The following is a 24,263-nucleotide window of genomic DNA, read 5'->3' as shown; positions in this document are numbered from 1 at the left end:
GGCCCACCGCCAGGCCTGTTGTGAGATCCTCGTAAGGCCCGACTCACCCCGTTGCGGCGAGCGCTTGTGCGTCCTGCCGGGCCGGCGCCGTCCCGACCGCCTCGCGCACCAGGAGCCCGAACAGGGCGACCAGCATCAGCGGCGTGCCGCCGAAGCCGACCATCTGCAGCGGCATCATCAGGGTGGGGGCGAGCCAGGCGAAGACCGTGACCCGGCCGGGCTGCGCCCCAGGCTCCGCGGCCGCGAGCCGCCAGACCAGCACGGCCGCCAGGGCGGTCAGGTCGTAGTTGAAGGCGTATGGGGTCAGGAGCGGCGCGGCGGCGGCGAGCATGCCGGCCCGCTGCGCCGGGTCGCGGATCCGCCGAACGGCCCAGACAGAAACGGCGAGGACCGGGACGGCGACGAAGGCCTGCGCGAGCCAGGCCGCGTCCATTCCCAGCCCGAAGGTGCGGGCGCCCGCCAAGACCGACGCCATCATGAGCGGGTAGAAGCCGGTGAAGCGCTCCAGCAGGCCATACTGGTAGGCGCCGGTCTCGACGAGGTAGTGCCGCCAGGGCTCGACCCCGAAGGCCAGGAGCGAGGCGCCGACGAGCGCCAGGGCGGTCGCCGCCGCCGCCGCGATGGTCCGCCACGCTCCGAGGGCGAGGAGAGCCAGCGGCAGCACCAGGCCGAGATGCGGCTTGCCGGTGAGGAGGCCGAACAGGATCCCCGCCAGGACCGGGCGGCGATCGAGGGCGAGCAGCCCGCCGAGGAACAGGGCGGCGGTGAGGAAGCCGTTCTGCCCGCCGACGGCGTTGACGAGGCAGGCCGGCGCCAGGGCGAGGAGCACCAGGGCCCGCACGCGCCGCCCCGGCGCGACCCGGCTCAGCGTCACGCCGGCGAAGACGGCGAACAGCCCGACGGTCCAGACGGCGAGGGCGGCGAAGTAGGGCAGCTGCGCCAGCGGCCACAGCAGCAGCAGCGTGAAGGGCGGGTAGCCCCAGTTGTGGAACGCCAGCGGGGCGCCGAAGAGGGCGCCGATCGCCGCGTGATAGGCATCGAGGTCGAACAGGGTGGCGAGCCGGCCCGAGGCCGCGAGCTGCGGCCCGGCCCAGTAGTTGATGAAGTCGCGCCCGATCGGGTGGCCGGTGACGTCGAGGCCGCCTCCGGCCGGCCAGTAGAACCGCATGACGAGGGGCAGCGCGCTCAGGACCCCGAGGAGCGCCAGGACCACGGCCGGGTCGAGGGCCCGCCGGCGGGCGGGAACCAGGGACATCGGGTCCTCAGACCAGGAGGACGAGGCCCGAGCCCGGCGGGCCGGGGCGGTCGGTCGGTCGCCGCGGGGGGCCGCCTCGTCGCGCGTGTCGTCGAGGGTGGCGGGGGCAGTCACGGCCGGGCCTCCGGCGCCGGCAGGTCGAGGTAGCGCATGCGCTTGAACTCCCGCTGGCTCGCGCCCACCGCGTCGACGATGACGCCGCAGGTCAGGCTGATGAAGGCGAGCTGCATCAGGGCGGCGGCGAGCACGGCGGTCGGCAGCCGGGGCACCAGGCCGGTCTCCAGGAAGGTGACGGCCACCGGCAGCCCGAGGACGAGGCCGGCCGCGGAGAGGAGCGCCGCGAGGCCGCCGAAGAAGCGCAGCGGCCGCACCGCCTTGTACATCAGCGCGATCTTGCCGAGGATGCGCGCCCCGTCCCGCCACGTGCTGAGCTTGCTCGCCGAGCCCTCCGGCCGGGCCCGGTAGGGCAGGGGGATCTCGACCGTGGCGAGGCGCAGGTCGAGGGCGTGGACCGACAGCTCGGCCTCGATCTCGAAGCCCGACGACGAGGCCGGGAACGACTTGGCGAAGCGCCGCGAGACGACGCGGTAGCCCGACAGGATGTCGGTGAAGCCGTCGCCGAACAGGCGCATCACCAGCCGGTTGAACAGCCAGTTGCCGAAGCGGTGGCCGCGCGCGAAGGCGTCGGCGGCCCCCGCGCGGGCGCCCACCACCATGTCGACCTGCTCGGTCACCAGCGCGTCGATCAGGCGGCCGGCGGCGGCGGCGTCGTAGGTCAGGTCGCCGTCGGCGAGCACGTAGAGGTCGGCCTCGATGTCGGCGAACATCCGCCTCACGACGTTGCCCTTGCCGGGCCGCTGCTCGCGCCGCACCACCGCGCCCGCCGCCGCCGCGACCGCCGCGGTGCGGTCGGTGGAGTTGTTGTCGTAGACATAGATGGTCGCGCCCGGCAGGACGCGGCGGAACTCCGCCACCACCTGCCCGATCGTCGCCTCCTCGTTGAGGCAAGGCAGGAGCACCGCGATGGCGCGGTTGCGCATGAAGGCGGCCTGCGGCAGCAGGTCCATCAGCTCGCGCCGGATCTCGGGATCCTGGATTCTGGCGGCCTGGCTCATGAGCGTTCCCGCGGATCGTCCGCCGGGGCCGCGCTCCTGCGCCCCGCCCCGGCCCGAAGGCTAGGGAGGGATGACTTAACTTCGTATTACGCTGCGTCAGGTTTCTTCGCGTCGGGTTTCCCTGTGCCGGCCGGGTCAGGCCGGCACCCGCACCGTCGCCCGCAAGCCCCCGAGCGGAGAATCGTGCAACGCCACGTCGCCGCCATGGGCCCGGGCGATGTCGAGGGCGATGGCGAGGCCGAGGCCCGACCCGCCGGCATCCTGGCGGGCATCGTCGAGGCGCACGAAAGGCTTGAACACCTCCTCGCGCAGCTCGGGCGGAATCCCGGGGCCGTCGTCGTCGATCGAGACGGCGAGCCAGCGCGCCTCCTGGCGGGCGGTGATCGCGATGGTGTCGCCGTAGCGGGCGGCGTTGGAGGCGAGGTTGAACAGGCAGCGCCGGAACGCGTCGGGCCGGACCGTCACGGTCGACTGGCCCTCCAGCGTCACCTCGGAGACGTGGCCCCCCAAGCGCTCCACGTCGGTGCGCACGTCCTCGAGCAGCGCCCTGAGGTCGATGGCCGCGGCCGGCTCGCCGGAATCGCCCTTCGCGAAGGCGAGATAGGCCTCGAGCATCCGGCTCATCTCGTCGACGTCGCGCTGCAGGTCCTCGATCTCGGGCGTCTGCGGCAGCAGCACCAGGGAGAGCCGGAAGCGGGTGATGATGGTGCGCAGGTCGTGGCTCACCCCGTTGAGCATCGTGGTGCGCTGCTCCATCGCCCGCTCGATGCGCCGCTTCATCTCGATGAAGGCGTGGCCGGCCTTGCGCACCTCGCGGGCGCCGCGGGGGCGGAAATCGAGCTCGCGGCCCTTGCCGAAGCTCTCGGCGACGTCGGCCAGCCGCAGGATCGGCCGGATCTGGTTGCGCAGGAACAGGATCGCGACGCCGAGGAGCACCAGCGACGAGCCGCCCATCCAGAGCAGGAAGATGTGCGAGTTCGAGGCGTAGGCCTGGCTGCGCCGGGCGATCACCCGCATCACCCCGCCGGGGATCTCGACCCGGATCTCGATCAGGCTGGAGCGGCCGACCGTGTCGATCCAGAACGGCCGGGCGATCTGGCGGCGCAGCTCGTCGGACAGGGCCTCGTCGAGGAGCGAGAAGAACGGCCGCGGGCCGGGCGCCGGCAGGGTGGCGCCCTCCAGGATGTCGATGTCGAGGTTCAGCCGCTCGCTGGCGATGCGCTCCAGGGTCTCGGAGCCCTTCTCCTGCGGATAGCTCTCGTAGATGTCGATGAGCGCCGCGACGTCGGCGGTCACGGCGGCCGACAGGCGCCGTGTCACCAGTTGCCAGTGCCGCTCCATGAAGGTGTAGGCGATCACCGATTGCAGCAGCACCATCGGGGCGATGATGATGATGAGCGAGCGGGCGTAGAGCCCCTTCGGCAGCCGGTCGCCGATCAGGCGGCCGAGCCGGCGCCAGGCCCGCCGGGGCGTCGGCAGCGTCCCGGCGAGGGTCGGGGCGGCCATCGGCCTGAGCAGGTTTCGCAAGGAGGGCCTCCGGTTTTGCGATCAAAACCTGCGACACGACGAGAAGCCGAGCCGGCTCAGTCCAGGACCAGCCGGTAGCCGACGCCGCGCACCGTCTGCACGTAGCGCGGGTTGGCCGGGTCGTCCTCGATGCGCCGGCGCAGGCGGTTCATCTGTACGTCGACGGTGCGCTCGTTGGCGGCGCCGTTGGTGCCGGTCAGCGCCTCGCGCTCGACATTGCCGCCGCGGGCGAGCGCCAGGATGGTCAGGATCTCGCGCTCGCGCTCGGAGAGGCGGATCGCCTCGTCGTCGCGGGTGAGCTCGCCGCGCTCGATGCGGAACTGGAACGGCCCGAAGCGCACGGCGTCGAGGGGGGCGGCCGTGCCGTCGGCCGGCCCGCGGGCGCTGCGGCGCAGGATGTTGTTGAGGCGCAGGATCAGTTCCCGCGGCTCGAAGGGCTTCGGCAGGTAGTCGTCGGCGCCGATCTCGAGCCCGGTGACCCGGTCGTTCGGGTTCGAGCGGGCGGTGAGCATCAGGATCGGCACCTGCGAGGTCAGGCGGATCTGGCGGGCATAGTCGAAGCCGGTCTCGCCCGGCATCATCACGTCGAGCACCACCGCGTCGAAGACGAGGCTGCGGCCCCGCGCCCGCGCCTCGGCGGCGCTGGCGGCGGCGGTGACGCGGTAGCCGTTCTCGCCGAGGAAGCGGGCCAGCAGGTCGCGCAGGCGGCGGTCGTCGTCGACCACCAGGACGTGGGGGGCGTGGTCGGGCAGTTCCGCCCGGGGGCTGAGGGCCGGGCCGGCGCTCACGGGCGGGCCTCGCTCTCGGCCGCGGACTCGCCGCCGGCGATGAGCCGGCTCACCCCGGCGCGCTCCTCCGGCTCGATCATGGCGAGCAGGAAGCGGCTCGCCGGCTCCCGGAGCGCCGGGCCTGCCTCCGCCAGCGCCCGGCGGACCCGGCGGCCCTGGACGCCGGCGAGGCGCTGGGCGAGCTGCCGGCCTTCCGGCGTGCAGGTGAGGAGGCGGTGGCGGCGGTCGCTCGTGCCCGTCCGCTGCGCGATGTAGCCCTGCTCGATCAATTCCTTCAGCACCCGGTTCAGGCTCTGCTTGGTGATCCGCAGGATATCCAGGAGTTCGGCGATGGTGAGGCCGGGATGGCGGTCGACGAAGTGCAGCACCCGGTGATGGGCGCGGCCGAAGCCGTACTCGGCGAGAATCCGGTCCGGATCGGCGACGAAGTCGCGATAGGCGAAGAACAGGAGCTCGATCAGGTCGTAGGCCGGGGCCTCGCCGGCGCCGGCCGTGGCGTCGTCGGAGAGGTCCTGCTCGGAGAGCTCTTGCGCGGGCGTGTCCGGGGAGTAGCCTACCTTCGGCAGGTCCTCGTTGGCGGCGTCCGGGATGGGGGCCGGACGGGTCCGGGCGGCCTTGGTCACGGGTCGCACCTCTTCACAGGGACAAGCTGGCGAGAATCCGGCCTTCGCGGCCCTCGTCATTTATGTCAGTCTTGTTGACATATCTCAGCCCCATTGATACCCGTCAACCCCGCCGGCGAAACGAACGAACGCCCCGCGCCCCGCTCAAGCACGAACGTTGCGCGAGAACCAGCCAGGCGGAAACGAACGCATACGAGGATCATCGTCATGTCCGTCATTCCCTTCGACCAGCGTGAAGGCCACATCTGGTTCGACGGCCGCATGGTGCCGTGGGCGGACGCGAAGATTCACGTACTCAGCCACGGCCTGCACTACGGCTCCAGCGTGTTCGAGGGCGAGCGCGCCTATGGCGGCCAGATCTTCAAGTGCACCGAGCACTCGCAGCGCCTGCGCCGCTCGGCCGAGCTCCTCGACTTCGAGGTCCCGTACTCGGTGGCCGAGATCGACGCCGCCAAGCGGCTGGTGCTGAAGGAGAGCGGCCTGCAGGACGCGTATCTCCGCCCGGTCGCCTGGCGCGGCTCGGAGATGATGGGCGTCTCGGCGCAACACAACACCATCCATCTCGCCATCGCGGCGTGGGAGTGGCCGAGCTACTTCGACCCGGCGACCAAGATGAAGGGCATCCGGCTCGATCTCGCCGATTACCGCCGGCCCGATCCGCGCACCGCGCCGTCCGCCTCGAAGGCGGCGGGCCTGTACATGATCTGCACGATCTCCAAGCACCGGGCCGAGAACAAGGGCTATGCCGACGCCCTGATGCTCGACTGGGAGGACAACGTCGCCGAGTGCACCGGCGCCAACGTGTTCTTCATCCAGGACGGGGTGATCCACACCCCGACGGCGGACCGCTTCCTCAACGGCATCACCCGCCAGACCGTGATCGAGCTGGCGCGGCGGCGCGGCTACGAGGTGGTCGAGCGGCGCATCCGCCCCGAGGAGATGGCGGGCTTCACCGAGTGCTTCATCACCGGCTCGGCCGCCGAGGTCACCCCGGTCTCGGAGATCGCCCAGTACCGCTTCACCCCGGCCGCGATGACCAAGACCCTGATGGACGACTACACCGCCGAGGTGCAGCCGCGGGCCAAGGCTGCCTGAAACGCGGCGGCCTGAGCCTCGCATCCATCGCGTGACCCTGAAGGCCCCGGGCGGGAGACCGCCCGGGGCCTTCGTGCGTCGGCGCCGCGGTTTTGCGGGGACAAGCCGTGCCTGCGGCGGTCGGGCCGGGAACGCGGGCCGGGGCTTCCCCGTTGTCTGGCCGGAACATTCAGAGAACATGTAGGGCCCTCATGACTGCGACCGCCAAGGCTACCACCGCCAAGACCCAGAAGGCCGAGACCGAGGATCACGACACCAAGCATCACGACACCAAGCATCACGAGACCGAGAACCCGAAGCAGGACCCGAAGGACACCTCGAACCGGATCAAGGACCCGAAGGACTGGACCACCGGCTCCGAGCCGATGACCGGGGCGCAGGCCTCCTATCTCAAGACCCTGGCCGAGCAGGCCAAGGACGAGGACGCGTTCGATCCCGACCTCGACAAGGCCGAGGCCTCGCAGCGCATCGACGCTCTGCGCAAGGAGACGGGCAAGGCCTGAGGCGGGCTTTCGTCCCGCCGCGCGCGGGACGTGTCGGAGGAAAGTCCGGTTTGAGATCGAGCGCGGGCTCCCCTCTCCCCCACGGGACAGGGGAGCCCGCGCTACGCCTCGTCCTCAGGCGGCCCTGCGCTGCGCGGGACGGGGCATCGTCCGAGGATATGGCTCTGGGTCGCTGTTCCTCCGATCGGGGGGGAAGCGGTGCCTCGTCTCGCTTCCGGATGTCCGCGCCCGCTCCGCGATCGCGCGTCCGGCGTCGTATTCATCCGTCGGATTAACCCCCGGTGAGGAGGTCTGCCGTAGAGTCGGGGGTGGCGGACCGGGAGACATCGACGTGCGTGGCAGATCGCGGGTGACGGAGGTGATCCGGCGCTTCCGTCGTGAGCAATCCGGCGCGACGGCGATCGAGTACGCGCTAATCGCGACCCTGATCTTCCTCGCGCTGACCGGCGCGCTCGCCGTCTACGGCAATTCGGCCGGCGGCCTGTACAGCAACCTGAGCAACCGCTTCATCTCCGCCCTCCACTGAAGGCAGGTGTTGCGAAGGCAGGTGTTGCGAAGGCAGGTCTTGCGAAGGCAGGTCTTGCGCGCCTCATTCCGCCGCCAGGCCGAGATTGTCCAGGCATTGCCGGATCTGCCCGGCCAGGATGTCCGCGAGCGGATTGGGCTCTCCGGAACGGTGTCGCATCAGCCCGATGCGGCAGGCCGGCAGGGTCGCGAAGCCTTCCTGCGGCCCGAGCACCCGCATGCCGGGACGCAGCGCGCTCTCGGGCAGCACCGAGACGGCGAGCCCGGCCAGCACCGCGGCGCCGACCGCGGTCGAGTTCCAGCTCACGAACAGGATCCGGCTGTCGCGTCCGCCGCGCTCAAGGGCCTCGATGGCGGCCCGGCGCCAGTTGCAGGCGGGCCGCCCGAGGGCGAGGGGCACCGGGTGCTCGGCATGGACGGCGTGGCGGCTCGACGTGACCCAGAGCAGGGCCTCGGTGCGGACCGTCTCGATGGTGCGCCGCCCCTTGTCCTTCGGGGAACCCTTGGCTTCCGTCACGATGGCGAGGTCGATGTCGCCGGCGGCGATCCGCTCGGCCAGCATGTCGGTGGGTTCGCAGATCACCGTCACCTCGGCCCGGGGATGGGTCCGGGCGAAGCGCCCGAGGATCTCCGGCAGGTAGCGGTCGACGTAGTCGTCGGGCAGGCCGAGGCGCACCCGTCCGGCGAGGTCGCCCTCGTCGAAGGTCGCGAGGCATTCGGTCTGGAGCCGCACGATGCGCCGGGCGTAGTCGAGGAGGCGCTCGCCGTCGTCAGTCAGCCGCACGCCGCGCCCCGCCTTGGCGAAGATCTCGCGCCCGATCCGCTCCTCGAGCCGCTTCATCTGCATCGAGACCGCGGACTGGGTCTTGTTCACCGCCTCCGCAGCGCGGGTGAACGAGCCGCTCTCGGCGATCGCCACCAGGGTCCGGAGCTGGTCGATGTCGAGGGGATGCACCGGCTCGCTCCATCATCAATCCGTGTGATGTGACACATCTCAATCATTCGCTCAACGCATCAGCCGAGCGGGGCTATGACGACGCAGCGGAAGAGCGATGGCCGGCGCATGACGAGGTTCGCCGACAGCTCCCGCCGGAGACCACGATGACGATCAGCTTTGCCCCCCTCTTCGGTGTCCTCTCGCTGGCGCTCGGCGTCGGCCGCAAGGCCGCGCAGATCGTGGCCCGGATCGTCACCCTCTGGATCAACCGCCGCGCCGCCTACCGCCTCGCCGAGCTCGACGACCGGGCGCTCAAAGACATCGGCCTCACCCGCAACGACGTGGAGAGCGTGCTCGACCTGCCCTTTCGGCAGGACCCGACCGTGCCCCTGGTGCTTCGACGCCGCGCGCGGCGCCAGCCCCCGCCGCCGGCCGTGAGCATGCGGCTCGCCGCCCGGGACGGGCGCGCGGTGGAGGGGCGGGCGCGGGACGCGTGAGGCGCCCGCGCGATCCCTGATCGACGCACCCCGTCCGAGCCCCGGCCCCCTCCTCCACACGGGAGAGGGGGTTTCGGGATTCCGCACGATGGCCGGTGGATCCGGCTCGCGGCGACGCGACGGCTCAAGCCCGCCCGTGTCCGAGGGCTGCGGCGTCCCGCCGTTCATCGCAGGGCCGCCATTCCCTGTCCGGCCCGCTCCCGATGGCGACGGATCCTTCACCGGATACGCCGTGGCGGCCGTTCCGAAAGGCGAGGTGGGGTCGGTGCGGCCGAGTTGCGAGGCGAGGGAGCGCAGAGGCAGGGGGCCTACCCGCCTGCCTCATCTCCCAGATGTCCCGCAATATCGAGAAGCGTGCGCAGGATGGCCTCCGGCGGATAGGGCTTGGCGAAGAACAGGCCGTTCTCGGGCATGTCGTCCTTGCCGACCGTGATGCGGCCCGACGTGACGATGATGGAGATGGGCGGCCAGCGATCCTGCACGCCATGCGCCAGCTTCAATCCATCCATCGTACCGGGCATCTCGATATCGGTGAACAGGACACGGATGTCGGAATGGCTCTCCAGCTGACCGATCGCCTGATCGGCGTTCCGGGCCTCGTAGGTGGTGAAGCCGGCCTCCGCGCAGAGATCGACCGCCTCCGCGCGCACCAGGGCGTCATCCTCGACGATCAGGACGGCGAAGCGGGACGGGGTGAGAGACTGAGCCATGGCCTGCGATCCGCCCCTACGCCGTCACGGGCAGACGGTCCGATTTCCCGACCAGCCTGAACCGGATGCCTTCGGGAGCGAAGTCGATGCGGCCCTCGCCATTGAAGTAGGACGCCACGATCCGCTCGATGAGCTTCGAGCCGAACCCTCGCCTGTCCGGCGCGACGACGGCGGGACCGCCGCGTTCGGTCCAGTCGAAGACGAACGCGTTGTCCTCGTCGGTCCAGGCGACGTCGACGGTGCCGTCATCGTTCGACAGGGCGCCGTATTTTGCCGCATTGGTCGCGAGTTCGTGGACGGCCAGCGACAGGCCGAGCGCCTGCTGCGAGGTCAGGAGCGTACCGGGACCGTTCAGGCGGATGCGGCGGTCGCTGGTCTGATGGGGGGCGATCGTGGCCGCCACGACCTCGCACACGTCCGCGGCCTTGAAGTCCGCCTGCAACAGGATGTCCTGCGCCCGGGCCAGGGCCGTCAGACGGTGCGAGATCGCCAGCCGCCCCTCCTCCATCGAGGTCGCCTGCCGGAGGGTCTGCGTCGCCACGGCCTGGACCATGGAGAGCAGGTTCTTCATCCGGTGCGCCATCTCATGCGCCAGATCCCGGCGACGCGCCTCGGCGGCGCGGGCTTCCGCGAGGAGGCGGTCGCGCGTGGCGACGGAGCGCCGCAATTCCATCTGGGTCATCGCCTGGCGGGCCAGAAAGCGCAGCATGTCGATCTGCAGCTCGCTGAGATGACGCGGCTTGGTATCGAGCACACACATGGTGCCGATGGGCTGGCCATCGGGGGTCTTCAGCACCGCGCCGGCATAGAATTGCAGGCCGGCCGTCCCATGGACGAGCGGGTTGCCGTCGAAGCGGGGATCCTGCCGGGCATCCGGGATGACCAGCAGGTCCTCTTCGAGGATGGCATGGCCGCAGAACGAGGTTTCGAGCGGCGTTTCGCGCACCCCGAGCCCCACCTCGGCGAGGAAGAACTGCCGGTGGGTGTCGACGAGGTTCACGACCGCCATGGGAGTCCCGCAGATCCGCGAGGCCATCCGGGCGATGTCGTCGAAATCCTGCTCGCGCGGGGCATCGAGCAGCTTGTAGGCATGCAGGGCCGCCGACCGCTCGACTTCCGCACCACACTGGGGATCGATCATTCTCGACAAGGGCGTGTGGTTTCCGCTGGGTTCGTACGGCCGTACCACGCTTCTATAGCAATCAGCCCGGCCCTTCGCAAAACGCCGAGAGTGGGTGATCCGCGTCATCGGCCGCCGACATCGACGTCACCCGGCACGCGGTGCGGGAGCACGACCCGTGCCGGGTCGGGCCGAGCGGTCGCGGAGTCTAGGGCCGCCGAGCCTCGGCGGACCGCCCCGCCTCCGTCCCGAGGCTCGCCGCCTCCCGTCGCTCCAGGACGCCGACGACCCGGAATGCCAGGGCGAGCCCCAGCACGCCGAACAGGGCCGAGCCGATCCCCGTCCCGGCCATCGCTCCTTCCGGCCCGGCGAGGTGGGCGCCGACGAGGGCCGGCGGCATCGTGCCGAGCGTCGCCCGGCCCCAGTTGAGGGCGCTCGCCGCGAGCGGGAAGCCGAGATTGTTGAACGACGCGTTGCCGAGGAAGAGCAGCCCGTTGAAGAACCAGATCGCGCCGCCGGCATGGCAGAAGAAGCCGAGGAGGTCGGCGCCCGCGCCGTCGAGCCCGAACAGGGCGGTGAGCGGCCCGCGGGCGAGGACGAGGGCGAGCCAGACCGCCGCGACGTAGAGACCGGTCACCAGGGCGGCATCCCGCAGGCTCGCCCGCATCCGGTCGAATCGCCCCGCGCCCCAGTTCTGGCCGAGGATCGGCCCGACCGCGCCGGAGAGGGCGAACAACCCGCCGAAGGCCACCGGCACCACGCGATCGACCACCGCGTTGCCGGCGACCGTCGCGGTGCCGAACCCCGCCATGACGTGGGCGAGGAAGGCGCTCGCCACCGGAGGCGCGAGATTCGTGAGCACCGTCGGCAGCGCGACCCGCAGGATCGGCCCGGCATCGGTGAGCACCGCCGCGAGGCTCGGCCGCGCCACCATCCGGTGGATGCGGACCGCACCGGAATAGCCCACCCACGCGAAGGCGAGGCGGGCGATCACGATCGTGACCGCCGCCCCCTCGATCCCGAGATGCAGGCCGAAGATCAGGAGCGGGTCGAGGGCGGCGGTGACCGCGGCGCCGGCGAGCGTCACGTTCATGCTCCGCCGCGCGTCGCCCACCGCCCGCAGCACGCCGGAGAACCCCATGCCGAGCGCCATCAGCAGGGTCGAGGGCAGGGCGATCCACAGGAAGGTCCGGGCCGCCGGCACGGTCTCGGGCCCCGCGCCGATCAGCGTCAGGAACGGCGTCAGCAGCGGCAGCAGGAGCGCCGCCACCAGCCCCGAAGCGGCCATCGACAGGACCAGGGCCGAGGCGGCGAGCCGCCGCGCCTCCCCGACATCGCCGCGCCCGAGGGCCCGCGAGACCAGGGCGCCGACCGCGATCATCATCCCGATATTGATCGAGACCGCGAAGATCTGGACGATGGTGGCGAAGCCCACCGCCGCCGTCAGGACCGGGTCGCCGAGCCGGGCGATGTAGAGCAGCGACAGGAGGTCGACGACGAAGATCGCCATCAGGCCGACCGAGCCCGTCGCCGCCATCACCACGACGTGGCGGAAGGTGGAGCCGGTGACGAAGCGGGCAGTCGGGGCGGCGTCGGCGAGGCCCGGTGCGGGCGGTCGGGCCTCACCCATCGGCGCCGGCCCGCTCGCGGGCGATGATGTCCTCGGTCTCGGGGTTCAGGCCGTGCGAGGCATGGAGCGGCGCGGTCAGGGGCTCGGGCTTGATCCGCACCAGGCTGCGCAGGGGGTCGGCCCGGTCGAGGGGCTCGCCGGCCTGCTGCAGCACCAGCCGGGCGAGGTCGCGCTTGCGCACGTCGTCGACCGTGCGGGCCGCCTCCTCTGGGGAGAGGCCGAGCGCCTCCAGGGTGGCGCGGCCGAAGGCGAGGGCCGATTCGAAGGTCTCGCGGATCTGGTAGTCGACGTCCCGGCCCATCGCCTCGATCGCCTGGACTCGGTCGAACACCCGCACATAGGTGCGGGCGGCCGGGAACTCGGCATGGACGAGGTCGACGATCTTGAGGGTCGCCTCCGGGTCGTCGATGCAGATGCAGACCACCTCGGCCTTGCCGGCGCCGGAGGAGCGCAGCACGTCGAGGCGGGTGCCGTCGCCGTAATAGACCCGGAAGCCGAAGCGGGCGGCGCTGCGGATCTGCTCCACGTCCTTGTCGATCACCGTGACGCTCAGCCCTTGCGCCAGCAGCACCTGGTTGAGGATGTGGCCGAAGCGGCCGAAGCCGATCACCAGCACCCGCGCCTCGGCACCCTCGATCGCCTCGTGCTCCGGTTCGAGCGGGGCGGTGGCGCGACGCGACAGCACCCCGTCGAGGACCTTGGCGCCGATCGGGCCGATCAGCATGGTGATGGCGGCGAGCGCGATGGCGAGCCGCCCCGAGGGGCCGTCGACGAGGCCGAGCTCCTGGCCCACCGGCAGCAGCACGAAGGCGAACTCGCCCGCCGGCGCCAGCACGGCGGCGCCGCGGAGCGCATCGAGCCAGGACGAGCCGAACAGCCGGAAGAGCCCGGCCACCAGCGCGACCTTGATCAGGATCGCCCCCACCGTGGCGACGGACAGGCCGAGCCAGTTCTGCATGACGAGGGTGAGGTCGATCGACATGCCGACGCTCATGAAGAACAGGCCGAGCAGCATGCCGCGGAACGGCTCGATATCGGCCTCGAGCTGGTGGCGGAAGTTCGATTCGGCCAGCAGCAGGCCGGCGAGGAACGCCCCCATCGCCATCGACAGCCCGACCTCCTCCATCAGAAGCGCGGTGCCGAGGACGACGAGGAGCGCGGCGGCCGTCATCACCTCGCGGGCGCCGCTCGCCGCGAGCAGGCGGAAGAACGGGTTGAGGCCGTAGCGGCCGACCAGCACCACCCCGATCACCGCGGCGACCGCGGTGCCGGCCGATTGCAGGGCGGTGCCGAGCCAGGCCTCGCCGCCCTCGCCCGTGCCCGTCTGGGCGATCAGCGGCAGGAGGGCGAGGATGCCGACGATCGACAGGTCCTGGAACAGCAGCACCGCGAAGGCCCGCTGGCCGTAAGGAGACGCGAGGTCGCGGCGCTCCTCCAGGAGTTGCAGCGCGACCGCCGTCGCCGAGAGGGCAAGCGCGATGCCGATCACGGTGGCGGCGCCCCCCGAGAGGCCGGAGAGGAATCCGAGTCCTCCGAGAGCCAGGGCGCAGAGCCCGAGCTGGAGCGTGCCGAGACCTAAGATGTCGCGCCGGAGCGAGATCAGGCGCGAGATCTCCAGCTCCAGCCCGACGATGAACAGGAGCAGCACCACCCCGAGTTCCGAGACGCTGCGGGCGGTCTCCGGCTCCGTGATGAGCGAGAGGCCCGACGGGCCGATGACGACGCCGGCCACGAGGTAGCCGAGCACCGCGCTCTGCCCGAGCAGGCGGAAGATCGGCACGCCGATCACCGCGGCGGACAGGAAGGTCAGGACCGGCGGCAGGAAGCTGGCGTGGTCGGCGGCGGTCGCCATCGGGCGGCTGTCTCCCAGACTGTCGCGGGAATTCTCCTTAACCCGAGGTTGGTCCGCGAGGCGAGCCGGTCCACTCGGACTTCGTCACGCGCCGGCGCATTCCGGCCGTGGTGCCATCCGTCATCCCCTCGTCGTACCGAGGTCGACATGATGGCGGGACGCCTCGAAAGCCCTTCCATGAAGCCCGACATCGCCCGTCCCGTCGCAGTTCTCGCTGTCATCCAGGTCGTCGCCTGGGGCGTCATCAGCCTGCCGCCGGTGATCGGCGCGCAGATGGGCTCGTCCCTCGGCCTCGATCTTCCCACCATCCTCGTCGGCTCGTCGCTGATCATGGTCGTGTCCGGCCTGGCCTCGCCGCCGCTCGGCCAGGCTTATGCCCGGTTCGGTGCCCGGCGGGTCATGATGGCGGGCACTCTCGTCGGAGCTTTCGGCCTGGTCCTGCTGGCTCTGGCGCAGGGTCTGGCGAGCTACGTCCTGGCCTGGATCGTGCTCGGCCTCTACGGCGCCGCCGTGTTGACGACGAGCGCCTACGCCTACTTGAACGAGTGCCTGGGGGCCCGGGCCAAGGGAGCGATCGGCCTCCTGATGCTGGCGACCGGGCTCGCAACCGGGCTCTTCTGGCCGATCACCGCGATCCTGACCGTGCAGCTCGGCTGGCGCGGGACCGTCCTCCTCTACGCGCTGCTGCTGGCCGGCCTCGTCCTGCCGCTGCTCGCCTTCGGGCTGCCGGCCGCGCGGGACGCCGCGGCGCCGGGTGCTGCGGCAGCGCCGCGTGCATTGGGCTTTGGTGCGCCGTTCTGGCTGATGGTCGCGGCGATCGGGTTCAGCGGCTTCGTCACTTTCGGCTTCGAGGCTGTCGCCATCTCGCTGTTCAGATCTCTCGGCTACACCGAGCAGGCCTCCATCGCGGTCGCGTCGGCGCTGAGCGTCCTCAAGGTCGGCGGGCGCCTGCTCGACCTCGCCGGGGGCGAGCGGTGGGATGGCCTGACGACGGCCGTCGCCGCCGGCGGCATCATGCCGCTCGGCATCGCGGTCCTTCTGCTGGGCGACGGCGAGGCGGCCGTCTGGCTGTTCGCCGGGCTGTTCGGGGTGGCCAGCGGAGCCTTCGCGATCGCCCGGGCGACGATGCCGCTCGTCTTCTACGACAAGGCAGCCTACGGCGCCGCCCTGGCGCGACTCGCGCTGCCCCTGAACCTGGCTTACGCCGCGTCGCCTCCGATCCTCGCGGCCGCCCTCGTGGCAACCGGCCCGCGGGGGACCATCGGGATCGCGCTCGGCTGCTCGCTCGCGGCGTTTCTGCTGCTGCTGCTCCTGATGCGCTTGCGGCCTGTACCCCATGCCGGGCCTGCCGGCCACGTCCGGGGCTATTGATCGTCATCATTCGGTGCGATGATAGGTTGACAGGGGCCGCCCCGCCTCGCCACATCCCGGATCATGAGCGCCTCCGTGAACCAGACCGACGCCGGTGCCGCCGCGCCCGCGAAGCCGCCCCTCGAGATCCTCCTCTGCGCGCCGCGCGGGTTCTGCGCCGGCGTGGTGCGGGCCATCGACGTGGTCGAGCGGGCGCTGGCCCTCTACGGCCCGCCCGTCTACGTGCGGCACGAGATCGTGCACAACAAGTACGTGGTCGAGAGCCTGAAGCGCAAAGGCGCGGTCTTCGTCGCCGAGCTCGACGAGGTGCCGGACGGCAAGGCCCCGGTGATCTTCTCGGCCCACGGCGTCGCCAAGACCGTGCCGCAGAACGCGGTCGCCCGCGGGCTGACCACGATCGACGCGACCTGCCCGCTGGTGACCAAGGTCCACCGCGAGGCCGAGATCCACCACAAGCGCGGCCGCCACGTGCTGCTGGTCGGCCATTCCGGCCACCCGGAGGTCGTCGGCACCATGGGCCAGCTGCCCAAGGGCTCGATCACCCTGGTGGAGGATGTCGAGCAGATCGAGGCGCTGGAGCCCGAAACCCGCGACAACCTCGCCTGGGTGACCCAGACGACCCTCTCGGTCGACGACACCCACCACATTGTTGAGGCGCTGAAGCGCAAGTTTCCGAAGATCGTCGGCCCGCACAAGGACGACATCTGCTACGCCACCACCAACCGCCAGGAGGCGGTGAAGCAGGTGGCTCCCCTCGTCGACGCGCTGATCGTCGTCGGCTCCTCGAACTCCTCGAACTCGCAGCGCCTGCGCGAGGTCGCCGAGCGGGTCGGCTGCCCGATCACCCGGCTCGTCAACCGCGCCGAGGACGTGGATTGGGAGGCCTTCTCCAACATCCGGCGTCTGGGCCTCACCGCCGGCGCCTCGGCCCCCGAGGTGCTGGTCGAGGAGATCATCGACGCCTTCGCGACCCGCTACGAGGTCACGGTCGACACCGTCTCGACCACCACCGAGGACATGGTGTTCCCGCTGCCGCGCGAGCTGCGCAGCGAGGCGGCGGAGTAGGACCCAGTCGTCCTTCCGCGGATATCGGCGTCTCGAGGCGAAGCGCGGTCCCCCCTCCTCAATGGGAGGGGGGACCGCGCCTGTGTTTGAAGCGCCTTCTTCCCGTTTCTTCATCCATTTCCCAGAGAAAAGCAGAACGGCCGTGGCGGTCTACACCGAGGTTCTGGACGAGGCGCTCGCCGCCTTTCTCGCCGCCTACGAGATCGGCGATCTCCTGTCCTACAAGGGCATCGCCGAGGGGGTGGAGAACACCAACTTCATCCTGCACACCACCACCGGCTCCTACATCCTGACGCTCTACGAGAAGCGGGTGAAGGAGGGCGACCTGCCGTTCTTCCTCGGGCTGATGCAGCACCTGGCCGCGAACGGCCTCGCCTGCCCGCAGCCGATCCGCACCCGCGACGGCGCCACCCTGGGGCGGCTCTGCGGCCGGCCGGCGGTGATCGTGTCGTTCCTGGAGGGTGTGTCCGTGCGCCGGCCCGGCGTGCGGCATTGCCGGGCGCTCGGCGCCGCGCTCGCCGGCCTGCACGCCGCCGGGGCCGATTTCCCGATGCAGCGGCCGAACGCTCTCTCGGTCGCGGGCTGGCGCCCGCTCTTCGAGGCGGCGGAGGCCCAGGCCGACCGCGTCGCCTCAGGCCTTGCCGCCCGCACCCGCGCGGATCTGACGCTCCTCGAGGAATCCTGGCCGCAGGACCTGCCCGGCGGCGTCATCCACGCCGACCTGTTCACCGACAATGTGTTCTTCCTCGGCGACGAGGTCTCGGGCCTGATCGACTTCTACTTCGCCTGCACCGACGCCTTCGCGTACGACTTGGCGATCTGCCTCAACGCCTGGTGCTTCGAGGCGGATTACGCGTTCAACCGCACCAAGGGCCAGGCGATGATCGCCGCCTACCAGGCCGTGCGCCCGCTCGAGCCCCGCGAGGTGGAGGCGCTGCCGCTCCTCGCCCGCGGCGCGGCCCTGCGCTTCATGCTGACCCGCCTCGTCGACTGGCTCAACGTGCCGCCCGGCGCCCTGGTGAAGCCGAAGGACCCGCTCGAATACGACCGCCGGCTCGCCTTCCACCGGAAGGTCGCGGCGGCGGAGGAATATGGGTGGAGCCCGGTGACGGGGTGAACGGCCCATTCCACGGACGGAGAGTTCGGGGAAAGCGCGATGCCGCGACCGAGGCTTGGCTGCGCAACGAGGTCGTGAAGACCGATGATGCGATATGCGCGATCCGGATCGTCGCCGGTCTGGGGACGATGTGCGCGCTGGTCTTCGCTCACGCCATGCAACTCGGCTGTGCGGAGCGGTGAGTACGCCGATCGCGGCTGGGGCGATCGCAGATGGCGATACACAGGCGGCCTGCAATTCCATCTCTGCAGAGATGTCTGATAAGCTCCAGATTATCCCACTCACGACCTCATCCTCAAGTGCTGGCGACCGGAGATCGCACCGAAGAGGGTCTTGAAGGAGGCCTCCAGAAGTCTCCAAGGTATCTGGAGGCCTCCTTTGAGGTTAGTTGATCTTCAACCGACTAACATCTCAGGATGAGGTCGTGGGGGGATGGAACGGATTTCGAGACATTCAGTTTCTGAAAATCTGCCTCCATGAATGGCGAGGCAGCCGCTTATGCGGGGATGCGCCGTGAACGGAGCTGCTGCGATCCGCCTCACAACCGCGCCAGCAGCTCCGTCTTCTTCGCGGCGAATTCGGCCTCGGTCAGCACGCCCTTGCGGTGCAGCTCCGACAGGCGCTCGATCATCCCGAACACGTCCCCGGTCGGTGCACCGGCCGGCTCGGATTGCGGCGTCGATGCGTGAGATTCCGGCGCGGGCATCGGCGCCGCCTGCGGGGCCGGGCTCGCGTCCGGCTGAGGCGATCCCACCACCGGCAGCTCCTCCAGCCGCACCGGGCCGTACTGGCTGGTGAAGCTCAAGGAATGCGACGAGCCCTGCTGCTGCGAGACGCCGCCGATCTGATGATCGCCGGTGTCGTAGAGCGTCACCCGGCCGCCGGTCTCGATGGCGAGGCGCCGGGAATCGGGGAAGAAGGCGTAGCGCGCGTCGTTCTGCGATCCGGAGCTGGCCGGCTGGCCGAGGCCGTCCGGCCACCAGGACCCGCCGAATCCCTGCCCCGAGAATCCCTGCCCCGAGAATCCCTGCCCCGAGAATCCCTGCCCCGAGAACCCCTGGGCCTGGAAGCCCTGGCTCTCCACCGGCCTCGCCGTGGCGAGCGGCGCCAGCTCGTCGCAGAGCGCGACGACCCGGGCCTTGAGGCCGGAATTGAACATGTCGCCGATCATCGTCATCCCGCCGGCGGACCACTGGCCCATGCCGCCGAGGTCGGGATGGTTGAACTGCGCCATCCGGCCGTGGCCGCGGGCCAGCGCGTCGAGGAGGTGGCGGACGGCGTCGGGGCCGACGCCGTGGCGGGCGGCGATCGCGTCGAGGTCGGGCATCGGTCAGGTCGCTCCGGAGCAGCGCCTGGGCTTAGCGCACTCCCTGCCCGAGGGGAACGCCCCCGGGACCGCCTCGGCGGAGCCTCGGAGTCAGCCGAGCCCCGGCAGCGCCCTGCGCAGGCGCTCCAGCAGCCCCCCCGGCCGGCGCGGCAGGGGCGGGATCGTCGGCGAGAGGTGCCAGGAGCCTGGATCGGCCCGCAGGTCGCTCTCCCGCAGGGTGTCGATCCGGGCGATCTTGCGGAGGAGTTCCGCCGCCACGGTCTCCGGCTCCCGCAGCACGAAGTTGACGGTGAAGCCGGCGCCGGTGTGGCTGCTGGTTCCGACCGGGTAGTAGTAATGCGCCTGCGTGCCGGTGATGAGGTCGATCAACCGGTAGGTCGCGCTCAGCTTGAGCCGATCGGCGAGGGTGATCACCCGCCGGCCCGGCGGCGCGAAGAGCAGGGTGTGGAAGGCCGAGCCGTTGGCCCCGAGGATCACCCGGTGGCGGGCGAAGAGGCGCACCTGCTCGGGGAAACTCAGGAGCTCGGGGTGGACGATCCGCACCCCCTCGCGCTCCAGCACGTCTGTCACCGCCTCCTCGTTGGAGAAGCGCCGCACGCCACCGGTCAGGCGCGTCTTCGACAGGTAGACCGGCTGCGGATCGGCATCGACCTCCTCGGGCGCGTAGTAGCCGCGCCCGATCTCCCGGCACAGCTCGGCCATGACCGGGAAGGCGTAATCGTCCTGCTGCAGGGCGGCCTGGGGCACCAGGAGGCTCGGGATCCGCACCGGCCGGCCGAAGGTGGTGAGATCCATCACGCTCAGGCCCAGCCGGCCCAGGATCTCCGGGATGAACGGGGTCCCGCTCCAATCCGCGTCGGGCCCCGGCCCGTGACAGAGCAGGGTCGGGCGCAGGCCCCTCTCGTCGACATCGAGGAGCGGCCAGAACCGCCCCAGGGTGTTGATGACGAAGTGACCGTAATGCGGGTGGATCGCCCCGACATAGAGGTAGGTGCCGTCCGGCGCCGCATCGGTCACCGGGCCCTGATGATCCGGCCACGTCGTGGTCTGCCAGGTCGGCGTACGGTCGCCGCTGTGATGGTCGAGGGATTCGGGCACCATCCGGCGCGCGGCGTCGAAGATCACCGGGACCTTGTCGAGCTGGGGCACCCGCATGAGGTAGTGGGCGTCCTCGACCAGGCGCAGGGCCGGCCGGCCCTCCCGCACCTCGGCACGGCCGTAGAACGCTTCACTCCGCTGCAGGATCATGCCGAACTTGGGTTCCCGTCGCGCGCCGGCCGTCAGGCCTGCGCTGCCGGGCTCGCATCCCCCGGCACTTCGATCACTGCCCTTAAGCCGCCGAGGGTGGCGGCGTCGAGGCGCAGGCGCCCGCGATACAGGGCGGCGAGGTCCGAGACGATGGACAGCCCGAGGCCGGAGCCGGGCTTGGTCTCGTCGAGGCGCCGGCCGCGCTCCAGCACGGCGGCCCGGGCCTCGGGCGGCAGGCCGGGCCCGTCATCCTCCACCGTGACGATGAGGTGCGGGTACTCGCCCTGGCCGATCACCTCGGCGCGGATCGAGACCCGCGACTGCGCCCACTTGGCGGCGTTGTCGACGAGGTTGCCGATCATCTCCTCGAAATCCTGGCGCTCGCCGCGAAAGCGCAGGCCCGGGGTGACGCTGGTGTCGAAGGTCAGGTCCTTGTCGTAGAAAATCTTGCCGAAGGTGCGCACCAGGGCCGCCACTACCGGCTCGACGTCGGTGAAGGTGCCGAGTGCCCCGGCCAGAGCCGCGGCGCGGGCGCGGTCGAGGTGGTAGTTCACCTGGTCGCGCATCACCGCGGCCTGCTCGCGCACCTTCACGGCGAGCTCGCTGTGCGCGTCTCCCGCCGAGGCCTCGTTGACGATGATGCTCAACGGGGTCTTCAGCGCGTGGGCGAGGTTGCCGACCTGGGTGCGGGCCCGCTCCAGGATCTCGCGGTTGGTCTCGAGCAGGAGGTTCACCTCGCCGGCGAGCGGGGCGATGTCCCGCGGGTACTCGCCCGAGATGCGGTCCGCCTCGCCGCGGCGGATCGCGCCCAACGCCGCCCGCAGCTTGATGAGCGGCGCGAGGCCGAAGCGGATCTGCAGCAGGGTGGTGAGGCCGAGCGAGAGGCCGAGCAGCGCGAAGGTGGTGGTGAGCGCGAAGGTGAAGCGGCGCATGTCGGCGGCGATCTCGTCCGACGGGCCGGCGACCCGCACGAGGTAGCGGCCCTCCTCGCCGAGATCGACGGTGCGCTCGATGATGCGCAGCGGCCGGTCGTCCTGCGCCTTGCCGTAGCCCTTGCGCAATTGCCCGGCCCCGGCCTCGCCGACCGCGTTGTCGGGGGGCTGGAGCGGCACGCCGACGAGCGAGCGCGAGGTGCGCAGGTCCCGCGGGCGGGCGTTCGGCCGGCCGACCTGCCAGTACCAGCCCGACAAGGGCAGGTCGAAGCGCGGGTCGCCCAGCGCCCCGAAGCTGCGCGCCTCGGAATCGGAGGGCGAGACGAGGTTGGTGGCGAGGTCGTTGGCGTAGACGAGGAGCCGGCTGTCGAAGGCCCGCTCGGTGGTCTCGCGGTAGAGGGTCGAGAGGATCAGCCCGGCGATCAGCAGGATCAGCGCGCTGGAGATCATCGACGAGACCGCCAGGCGCACCGCGATCGAGCGCTTGCGCCACGGCCGCCAGCCGAGCCAGCGGCGGGGCGAGGCCGAGGCGACGCCGCCGGCGAGGCCGGTCTCCGTCGGCGTCTCGGCCGTGGCCCGGCCGGGACCGGTCACGGTTGCGGTCCGCCGGCGCCCGCGTCGATCAGGTAGCCGAGGCCGCGCACGGTCTGGATCAGGTCGACCGCGAGCTTCTTGCGCAGGCGCCCGACGAAGACCTCGATGGTGTTCGAGTCGCGGTCGAAATCCTGGTCGTAGAGGTGCTCGGTCAATTCGGCCCGGGAGACGACCCGGCCGGTATGATGCATCAGGTAGGAGAGCAGCCGGTACTCGTGCGAGGTGAGCTTGACCGGGCTGCCATCGACGAAGACGCGGCCGGAGCGGGTATCGAGCACCACGGGGCCGACACTGATCTGGCTCGTGGCGTGGCCGGCGGTGCGGCGCAGGAGCGCGCGCACCCGGGCCAGCAGCTCCTCCATGTGGAAGGGCTTGGTGACGTAGTCGTCGGCGCCGGCATCGAAGCCGTTGACCTTGTCGCTCCAGCGGTCGCGGGCGGTGAGGATGATCACCGGCGTCTTCACCTGCGCCCGGCGCCAGCCCGACAGGACCGAGACGCCGTCGGCCTTCGGCAGGCCCATGTCGAGGATGATGCAGTCATAGGGCTCGGTCTCGCCGAGGAACGCGCCCTCCTCGCCATCGAACGCCTTGTCGACGGCATAGCCCGCCTCTTCCAGGGCGCTCACGACCTGGCGATTGAGATCCCGGTCATCCTCGACCACGAGCAGACGCACGACCCGAACCCCTTCATCTTCAGACCTGGATCACCATTGTCCGGCGACTTGTCCCGACCGGGCATCCACCATCACGTGCACGAACTGGCCGTCCTTGCGCAAGGCCGTCAACATGTAGACCAGGGCTTCGTCCCGTCGACAGAGATTGGCCCGCACGATGTCGGCGCGCGGCACGGCGGCCCGCGCCGCGCGGATCGCCGCCACCGGCTCGACCACGCGCTTCTCCGCCACCGCCTCGCGCAGGTCGCCGGAGGAGAGGCAGGTCTGGGTCGGTTCCGCCGCCTTGACCGGCCGGGCCGGCACCGCCCCGGTGGCGGTCTCGTCCCGCTCCTCCGCGGCCGCGAGCCAGCCCGAGGCGCCGGCGAGGCCGACGAGGGCGGGGAGCAGGAGGAGGGCGAGCTGGCGCATGCCGGGGACCATCGTCTCCGGGCACTGAATGCACCCTGAATGCGAGAATGGCAGGGTCCCGGGCGCCGGCCGGTCACATCCTCGTGTGCCGCTCGAGCTCGGGCGGTCCTCGCGGTGTGGCGCGGGCGACGCAGATGAACCGATCCGGCCGCGCGGCCGTTATGGTTAAGGCCACGCTAACCGCACCGGCCGACCCTGCCGGCCGCCAGCCAGGGAGTTGCCATGCGCCCCGCCGCGTTCCCGTTCCTCGCCGCCGCGTGGTGCCTCGCCGGCGCGGCCCACGCGCAGGATGCCGCGCAGGACGTGGCGCCCGAGCCCGTGTCCGTCGCCGCGGCGATGGGGAGCGCGCCCCTGCTGCTGCGCATCCGCCCCCGGGACGAGGCGCCGGAGGACGGGTCGGGCATCGATGCCGCCGCGGCCGCCCGCGAGGCGGAGGTCGCGCGGCAAGCGGCGCTCGCCCGCGCCGTCGCGGCCCGCGAGGCGTTCGAGGCGCGGATCACCGCCCGGGCCAACCGGGCGATCGCCTCGGTCTGCACGGGGTGCCTCGGACCGGTGCCGCCGTCGGTGGCGCTGGCGCCGCCGGACACGGTGGCCGCGCCGATGCGACCGACGCCCGTCGCGATGACGGAGCCCTGATCGGCAAGGTTGACGAACGGTCAGAGTTCGCCACCGATATCGGTGGCGGAGCGGCCCTCCGTCTCGGTCGCCTTGGAGCAGGGGGCATCGGCGAGCATGGTCGCTGACATCGAACTCGTCTTGTTCGACCTCGACAACGTCCTGTACCACTATGATCGCCGCCGGCGCGTCGAACACCTGTCGGAGATCACCGGCATCCCTGCCGACGACATCGACGCCGCGATCTGGGACAGCGGTCTGGAGTTCCAGGGCGATAGCGGGGCTCTCGCGCCGCAGGCCTATCTTCAGGCCTTCGGCGACCGGATCGGGTACCCGGTCAGTCTGACGGAGTGGCTGGAGGCGCGTCGTGCCTCCGTCGCGCCGAACGACCAGATGCTGGCGCTCGTCGAGCGGCTGCGGGCCTCGACGGAGGTCGCCATTCTGACGAACAACTCGGAGTTGTTGACCCGCCACATCGACGTCATCTGCCCGGAGCTCAGGCCCCTGTTCGGAGACCGGATCTACGCATCGGCGGCGTTTCGCTCGGCGAAGCCCGAGATTGCATGCTTCCAGCGCTGCCTCGCGGGTCTCGGGGTGGGGCCGTCATCCGTGCTGTTCGTGGACGATCTCCCGGAGAACGTCGCCGGAGCGCGGGCGGCAGGGCTCCACGCCCATCACTTCACGTCGGTCGACGCGTTTCGCCGGGACCTCGCGGCGCGGGGTGTGGATGGGTAA

24 protein-coding genes are annotated in these 24,263 nt (G+C 71.0%); 9 read left to right on the top strand and 15 right to left on the bottom strand.

Annotation, left to right across the window (positions count from 1 at the left end):
- Positions 1 to 43 precede the first annotated feature (43 nt).
- The 5 genes from DA075_RS25005 to DA075_RS24985 all read right to left on the bottom strand — a co-directional run bounded on the left by DA075_RS25005 (position 44) and on the right by DA075_RS24985 (position 5,368).
- Positions 44 to 1,369, bottom strand: coding sequence for a glycosyltransferase family 87 protein (locus DA075_RS25005; RefSeq protein WP_099955526.1), 1,326 nt, complete (start codon positions 1,367 to 1,369; stop codon positions 44 to 46).
- Complete coding sequence (locus DA075_RS25000; RefSeq protein ID WP_099955525.1) at positions 1,366 to 2,370, bottom strand: glycosyltransferase family 2 protein; 1,005 nt, start codon at positions 2,368 to 2,370, stop codon at positions 1,366 to 1,368. The genes DA075_RS25005 and DA075_RS25000 overlap by 4 nt, the downstream gene beginning before the upstream one ends.
- Before the next feature lie 135 nt (positions 2,371 to 2,505).
- Positions 2,506 to 3,876 carry an ATP-binding protein gene (locus DA075_RS24995; RefSeq protein WP_099955524.1) on the bottom strand — a complete coding sequence of 457 codons (1,371 nt, stop codon included), beginning with the start codon at positions 3,874 to 3,876 and terminating at the stop codon, positions 2,506 to 2,508.
- A gap of 77 nt (positions 3,877 to 3,953) precedes the next feature.
- Positions 3,954 to 4,685: a response regulator gene (locus tag DA075_RS24990; RefSeq protein ID WP_099955523.1), complete on the bottom strand. Its 732-nt coding sequence runs from the start codon at positions 4,683 to 4,685 to the stop codon at positions 3,954 to 3,956.
- A complete protein-coding gene (locus DA075_RS24985) occupies positions 4,682 to 5,368 on the bottom strand; it encodes a MarR family winged helix-turn-helix transcriptional regulator (RefSeq protein WP_420813078.1) in 687 nt (228 codons plus the stop codon). The genes DA075_RS24990 and DA075_RS24985 overlap by 4 nt, the downstream gene beginning before the upstream one ends.
- A gap of 147 nt (positions 5,369 to 5,515) precedes the next feature.
- On the opposite strand from DA075_RS24985, the gene DA075_RS24980 reads away from it, so the two are divergent.
- The 3 genes from DA075_RS24980 to DA075_RS24970 all read left to right on the top strand — a co-directional run bounded on the left by DA075_RS24980 (position 5,516) and on the right by DA075_RS24970 (position 7,432).
- Positions 5,516 to 6,403: a branched-chain amino acid aminotransferase gene (locus DA075_RS24980; RefSeq protein ID WP_099955522.1), complete on the top strand. Its 888-nt coding sequence runs from the start codon at positions 5,516 to 5,518 to the stop codon at positions 6,401 to 6,403.
- A gap of 191 nt (positions 6,404 to 6,594) precedes the next feature.
- Positions 6,595 to 6,906: a DUF3072 domain-containing protein gene (locus DA075_RS24975; protein ID WP_099955521.1), complete on the top strand. Its 312-nt coding sequence runs from the start codon at positions 6,595 to 6,597 to the stop codon at positions 6,904 to 6,906.
- 331 nt (positions 6,907 to 7,237) lie between these two features.
- Entirely contained in the window at positions 7,238 to 7,432 is a 195-nt protein-coding gene (locus tag DA075_RS24970) for a Flp family type IVb pilin (RefSeq protein WP_414468086.1), read from the top strand.
- Positions 7,433 to 7,495: 63 nt separating this feature from the next.
- On the opposite strand, the gene DA075_RS24965 is transcribed toward DA075_RS24970, so the two are convergent.
- Positions 7,496 to 8,386, bottom strand: a complete 891-nt coding sequence (locus DA075_RS24965; protein ID WP_099955519.1) for a LysR substrate-binding domain-containing protein — start codon at positions 8,384 to 8,386, stop codon at positions 7,496 to 7,498.
- A gap of 146 nt (positions 8,387 to 8,532) precedes the next feature.
- Between DA075_RS24965 and DA075_RS24960 the strand changes: the two genes are divergently transcribed.
- On the top strand, positions 8,533 to 8,865 hold the full coding sequence (locus DA075_RS24960) for a DUF1127 domain-containing protein (RefSeq protein WP_099955518.1): 333 nt from the start codon (positions 8,533 to 8,535) through the stop codon (positions 8,863 to 8,865).
- Between the two features lie 308 nt (positions 8,866 to 9,173).
- Here DA075_RS24960 and DA075_RS24955 read toward each other — a convergent pair whose 3' ends face one another.
- The 4 genes from DA075_RS24955 to DA075_RS24940 form a co-directional block, all read right to left on the bottom strand.
- Entirely contained in the window at positions 9,174 to 9,575 is a 402-nt protein-coding gene (locus DA075_RS24955) for a response regulator (RefSeq protein ID WP_099955517.1), read from the bottom strand.
- A 16-nt stretch (positions 9,576 to 9,591) separates the two neighbouring features.
- Complete coding sequence (locus tag DA075_RS24950) at positions 9,592 to 10,824, bottom strand: HWE histidine kinase domain-containing protein (protein ID WP_099955516.1); 1,233 nt, start codon at positions 10,822 to 10,824, stop codon at positions 9,592 to 9,594.
- 79 nt (positions 10,825 to 10,903) lie between these two features.
- Positions 10,904 to 12,325: an MATE family efflux transporter gene (locus DA075_RS24945; protein ID WP_099955515.1), complete on the bottom strand. Its 1,422-nt coding sequence runs from the start codon at positions 12,323 to 12,325 to the stop codon at positions 10,904 to 10,906.
- A complete protein-coding gene (locus DA075_RS24940; protein WP_099955514.1) occupies positions 12,318 to 14,177 on the bottom strand; it encodes a monovalent cation:proton antiporter-2 (CPA2) family protein in 1,860 nt (619 codons plus the stop codon). Before DA075_RS24940 ends, DA075_RS24945 begins: the two co-directional genes overlap by 8 nt.
- 177 nt (positions 14,178 to 14,354) lie before the next feature.
- Between DA075_RS24940 and DA075_RS24935 the strand changes: the two genes are divergently transcribed.
- The 3 genes from DA075_RS24935 (at position 14,355) to DA075_RS24925 (ending at position 17,730) form a co-directional block, all read left to right on the top strand.
- Positions 14,355 to 15,548 (top strand): MFS transporter, encoded by a 1,194-nt coding sequence (locus DA075_RS24935; RefSeq protein WP_099955513.1) that lies wholly within the window; start codon positions 14,355 to 14,357, stop codon positions 15,546 to 15,548.
- A 63-nt stretch (positions 15,549 to 15,611) separates the two neighbouring features.
- Positions 15,612 to 16,613 (top strand): 4-hydroxy-3-methylbut-2-enyl diphosphate reductase, encoded by a 1,002-nt coding sequence (ispH, locus tag DA075_RS24930; protein WP_099955512.1) that lies wholly within the window; start codon positions 15,612 to 15,614, stop codon positions 16,611 to 16,613.
- A 142-nt stretch (positions 16,614 to 16,755) separates the two neighbouring features.
- Positions 16,756 to 17,730, top strand: coding sequence for a homoserine kinase (locus tag DA075_RS24925; protein ID WP_099955511.1), 975 nt, complete (start codon positions 16,756 to 16,758; stop codon positions 17,728 to 17,730).
- 538 nt (positions 17,731 to 18,268) lie between these two features.
- Here DA075_RS24925 and DA075_RS24915 read toward each other — a convergent pair.
- From DA075_RS24915 to DA075_RS24895, 5 genes are all read right to left on the bottom strand, one after another.
- On the bottom strand, positions 18,269 to 19,057 hold the full coding sequence (locus tag DA075_RS24915) for an SHOCT domain-containing protein (RefSeq protein WP_099955509.1): 789 nt from the start codon (positions 19,055 to 19,057) through the stop codon (positions 18,269 to 18,271).
- 90 nt (positions 19,058 to 19,147) lie between these two features.
- Positions 19,148 to 20,305, bottom strand: coding sequence for a glycosyltransferase family 61 protein (locus DA075_RS24910; RefSeq protein WP_099955508.1), 1,158 nt, complete (start codon positions 20,303 to 20,305; stop codon positions 19,148 to 19,150).
- 32 nt (positions 20,306 to 20,337) lie between these two features.
- A complete protein-coding gene (locus DA075_RS24905) occupies positions 20,338 to 21,714 on the bottom strand; it encodes a sensor histidine kinase (protein WP_232388525.1) in 1,377 nt (458 codons plus the stop codon).
- A 113-nt stretch (positions 21,715 to 21,827) separates the two neighbouring features.
- Positions 21,828 to 22,505, bottom strand: coding sequence for a response regulator transcription factor (locus DA075_RS24900; RefSeq protein ID WP_048450520.1), 678 nt, complete (start codon positions 22,503 to 22,505; stop codon positions 21,828 to 21,830).
- A gap of 30 nt (positions 22,506 to 22,535) precedes the next feature.
- Entirely contained in the window at positions 22,536 to 22,913 is a 378-nt protein-coding gene (locus DA075_RS24895; protein ID WP_099955507.1) for a PepSY domain-containing protein, read from the bottom strand.
- Positions 22,914 to 23,135: 222 nt separating this feature from the next.
- Between DA075_RS24895 and DA075_RS24890 the strand changes: the two genes are divergently transcribed.
- Positions 23,136 to 23,549, top strand: coding sequence for a hypothetical protein (locus tag DA075_RS24890; RefSeq protein WP_099955506.1), 414 nt, complete (start codon positions 23,136 to 23,138; stop codon positions 23,547 to 23,549).
- A 96-nt stretch (positions 23,550 to 23,645) separates the two neighbouring features.
- A complete protein-coding gene (locus DA075_RS24885; protein WP_099956794.1) occupies positions 23,646 to 24,263 on the top strand; it encodes an HAD family hydrolase in 618 nt (205 codons plus the stop codon).

It is taken from the genome of Methylobacterium currus, from assembly GCF_003058325.1.
GTDB lineage: Bacteria > Pseudomonadota > Alphaproteobacteria > Rhizobiales > Beijerinckiaceae > Methylobacterium > Methylobacterium currus.
The sequence above is the reverse complement of the archived record's forward strand: the minus strand, read 5'-3'. Positions and strand labels throughout refer to the sequence as shown.

Bases quoted from the DNA above. Each gene is read 5' to 3' on its own strand.
- DA075_RS24885 (WP_099956794.1), top strand. From the start codon at position 23,646: ATGGTCGCTGACATCGAACTCGTCTTGTTCGACCTCGACAACGTCCTG.
- DA075_RS24955 (WP_099955517.1), bottom strand. From the start codon at position 9,575: ATGGCTCAGTCTCTCACCCCGTCCCGCTTCGCCGTCCTGATCGTCGAG.
- DA075_RS24940 (WP_099955514.1), bottom strand. From the start codon at position 14,177: ATGGCGACCGCCGCCGACCACGCCAGCTTCCTGCCGCCGGTCCTGACC.
- ispH (WP_099955512.1), top strand. From the start codon at position 15,612: ATGAGCGCCTCCGTGAACCAGACCGACGCCGGTGCCGCCGCGCCCGCG.
- DA075_RS24985 (WP_420813078.1), bottom strand. From the start codon at position 5,368: ATGACGAGGGCCGCGAAGGCCGGATTCTCGCCAGCTTGTCCCTGTGAA.
- DA075_RS24915 (WP_099955509.1), bottom strand. From the start codon at position 19,057: ATGCCCGACCTCGACGCGATCGCCGCCCGCCACGGCGTCGGCCCCGAC.
- DA075_RS24975 (WP_099955521.1), top strand. From the start codon at position 6,595: ATGACTGCGACCGCCAAGGCTACCACCGCCAAGACCCAGAAGGCCGAG.
- DA075_RS24910 (WP_099955508.1), bottom strand. From the start codon at position 20,305: ATGATCCTGCAGCGGAGTGAAGCGTTCTACGGCCGTGCCGAGGTGCGG.
- DA075_RS24980 (WP_099955522.1), top strand. From the start codon at position 5,516: ATGTCCGTCATTCCCTTCGACCAGCGTGAAGGCCACATCTGGTTCGAC.
- DA075_RS25000 (WP_099955525.1), bottom strand. From the start codon at position 2,370: ATGAGCCAGGCCGCCAGAATCCAGGATCCCGAGATCCGGCGCGAGCTG.
- DA075_RS24960 (WP_099955518.1), top strand. From the start codon at position 8,533: ATGACGATCAGCTTTGCCCCCCTCTTCGGTGTCCTCTCGCTGGCGCTC.
- DA075_RS24950 (WP_099955516.1), bottom strand. From the start codon at position 10,824: ATGACGCGGATCACCCACTCTCGGCGTTTTGCGAAGGGCCGGGCTGAT.
- DA075_RS24995 (WP_099955524.1), bottom strand. From the start codon at position 3,876: ATGGCCGCCCCGACCCTCGCCGGGACGCTGCCGACGCCCCGGCGGGCC.
- DA075_RS24945 (WP_099955515.1), bottom strand. From the start codon at position 12,325: ATGGGTGAGGCCCGACCGCCCGCACCGGGCCTCGCCGACGCCGCCCCG.
- DA075_RS24895 (WP_099955507.1), bottom strand. From the start codon at position 22,913: ATGCGCCAGCTCGCCCTCCTCCTGCTCCCCGCCCTCGTCGGCCTCGCC.
- DA075_RS24935 (WP_099955513.1), top strand. From the start codon at position 14,355: ATGAAGCCCGACATCGCCCGTCCCGTCGCAGTTCTCGCTGTCATCCAG.
- DA075_RS24890 (WP_099955506.1), top strand. From the start codon at position 23,136: ATGCGCCCCGCCGCGTTCCCGTTCCTCGCCGCCGCGTGGTGCCTCGCC.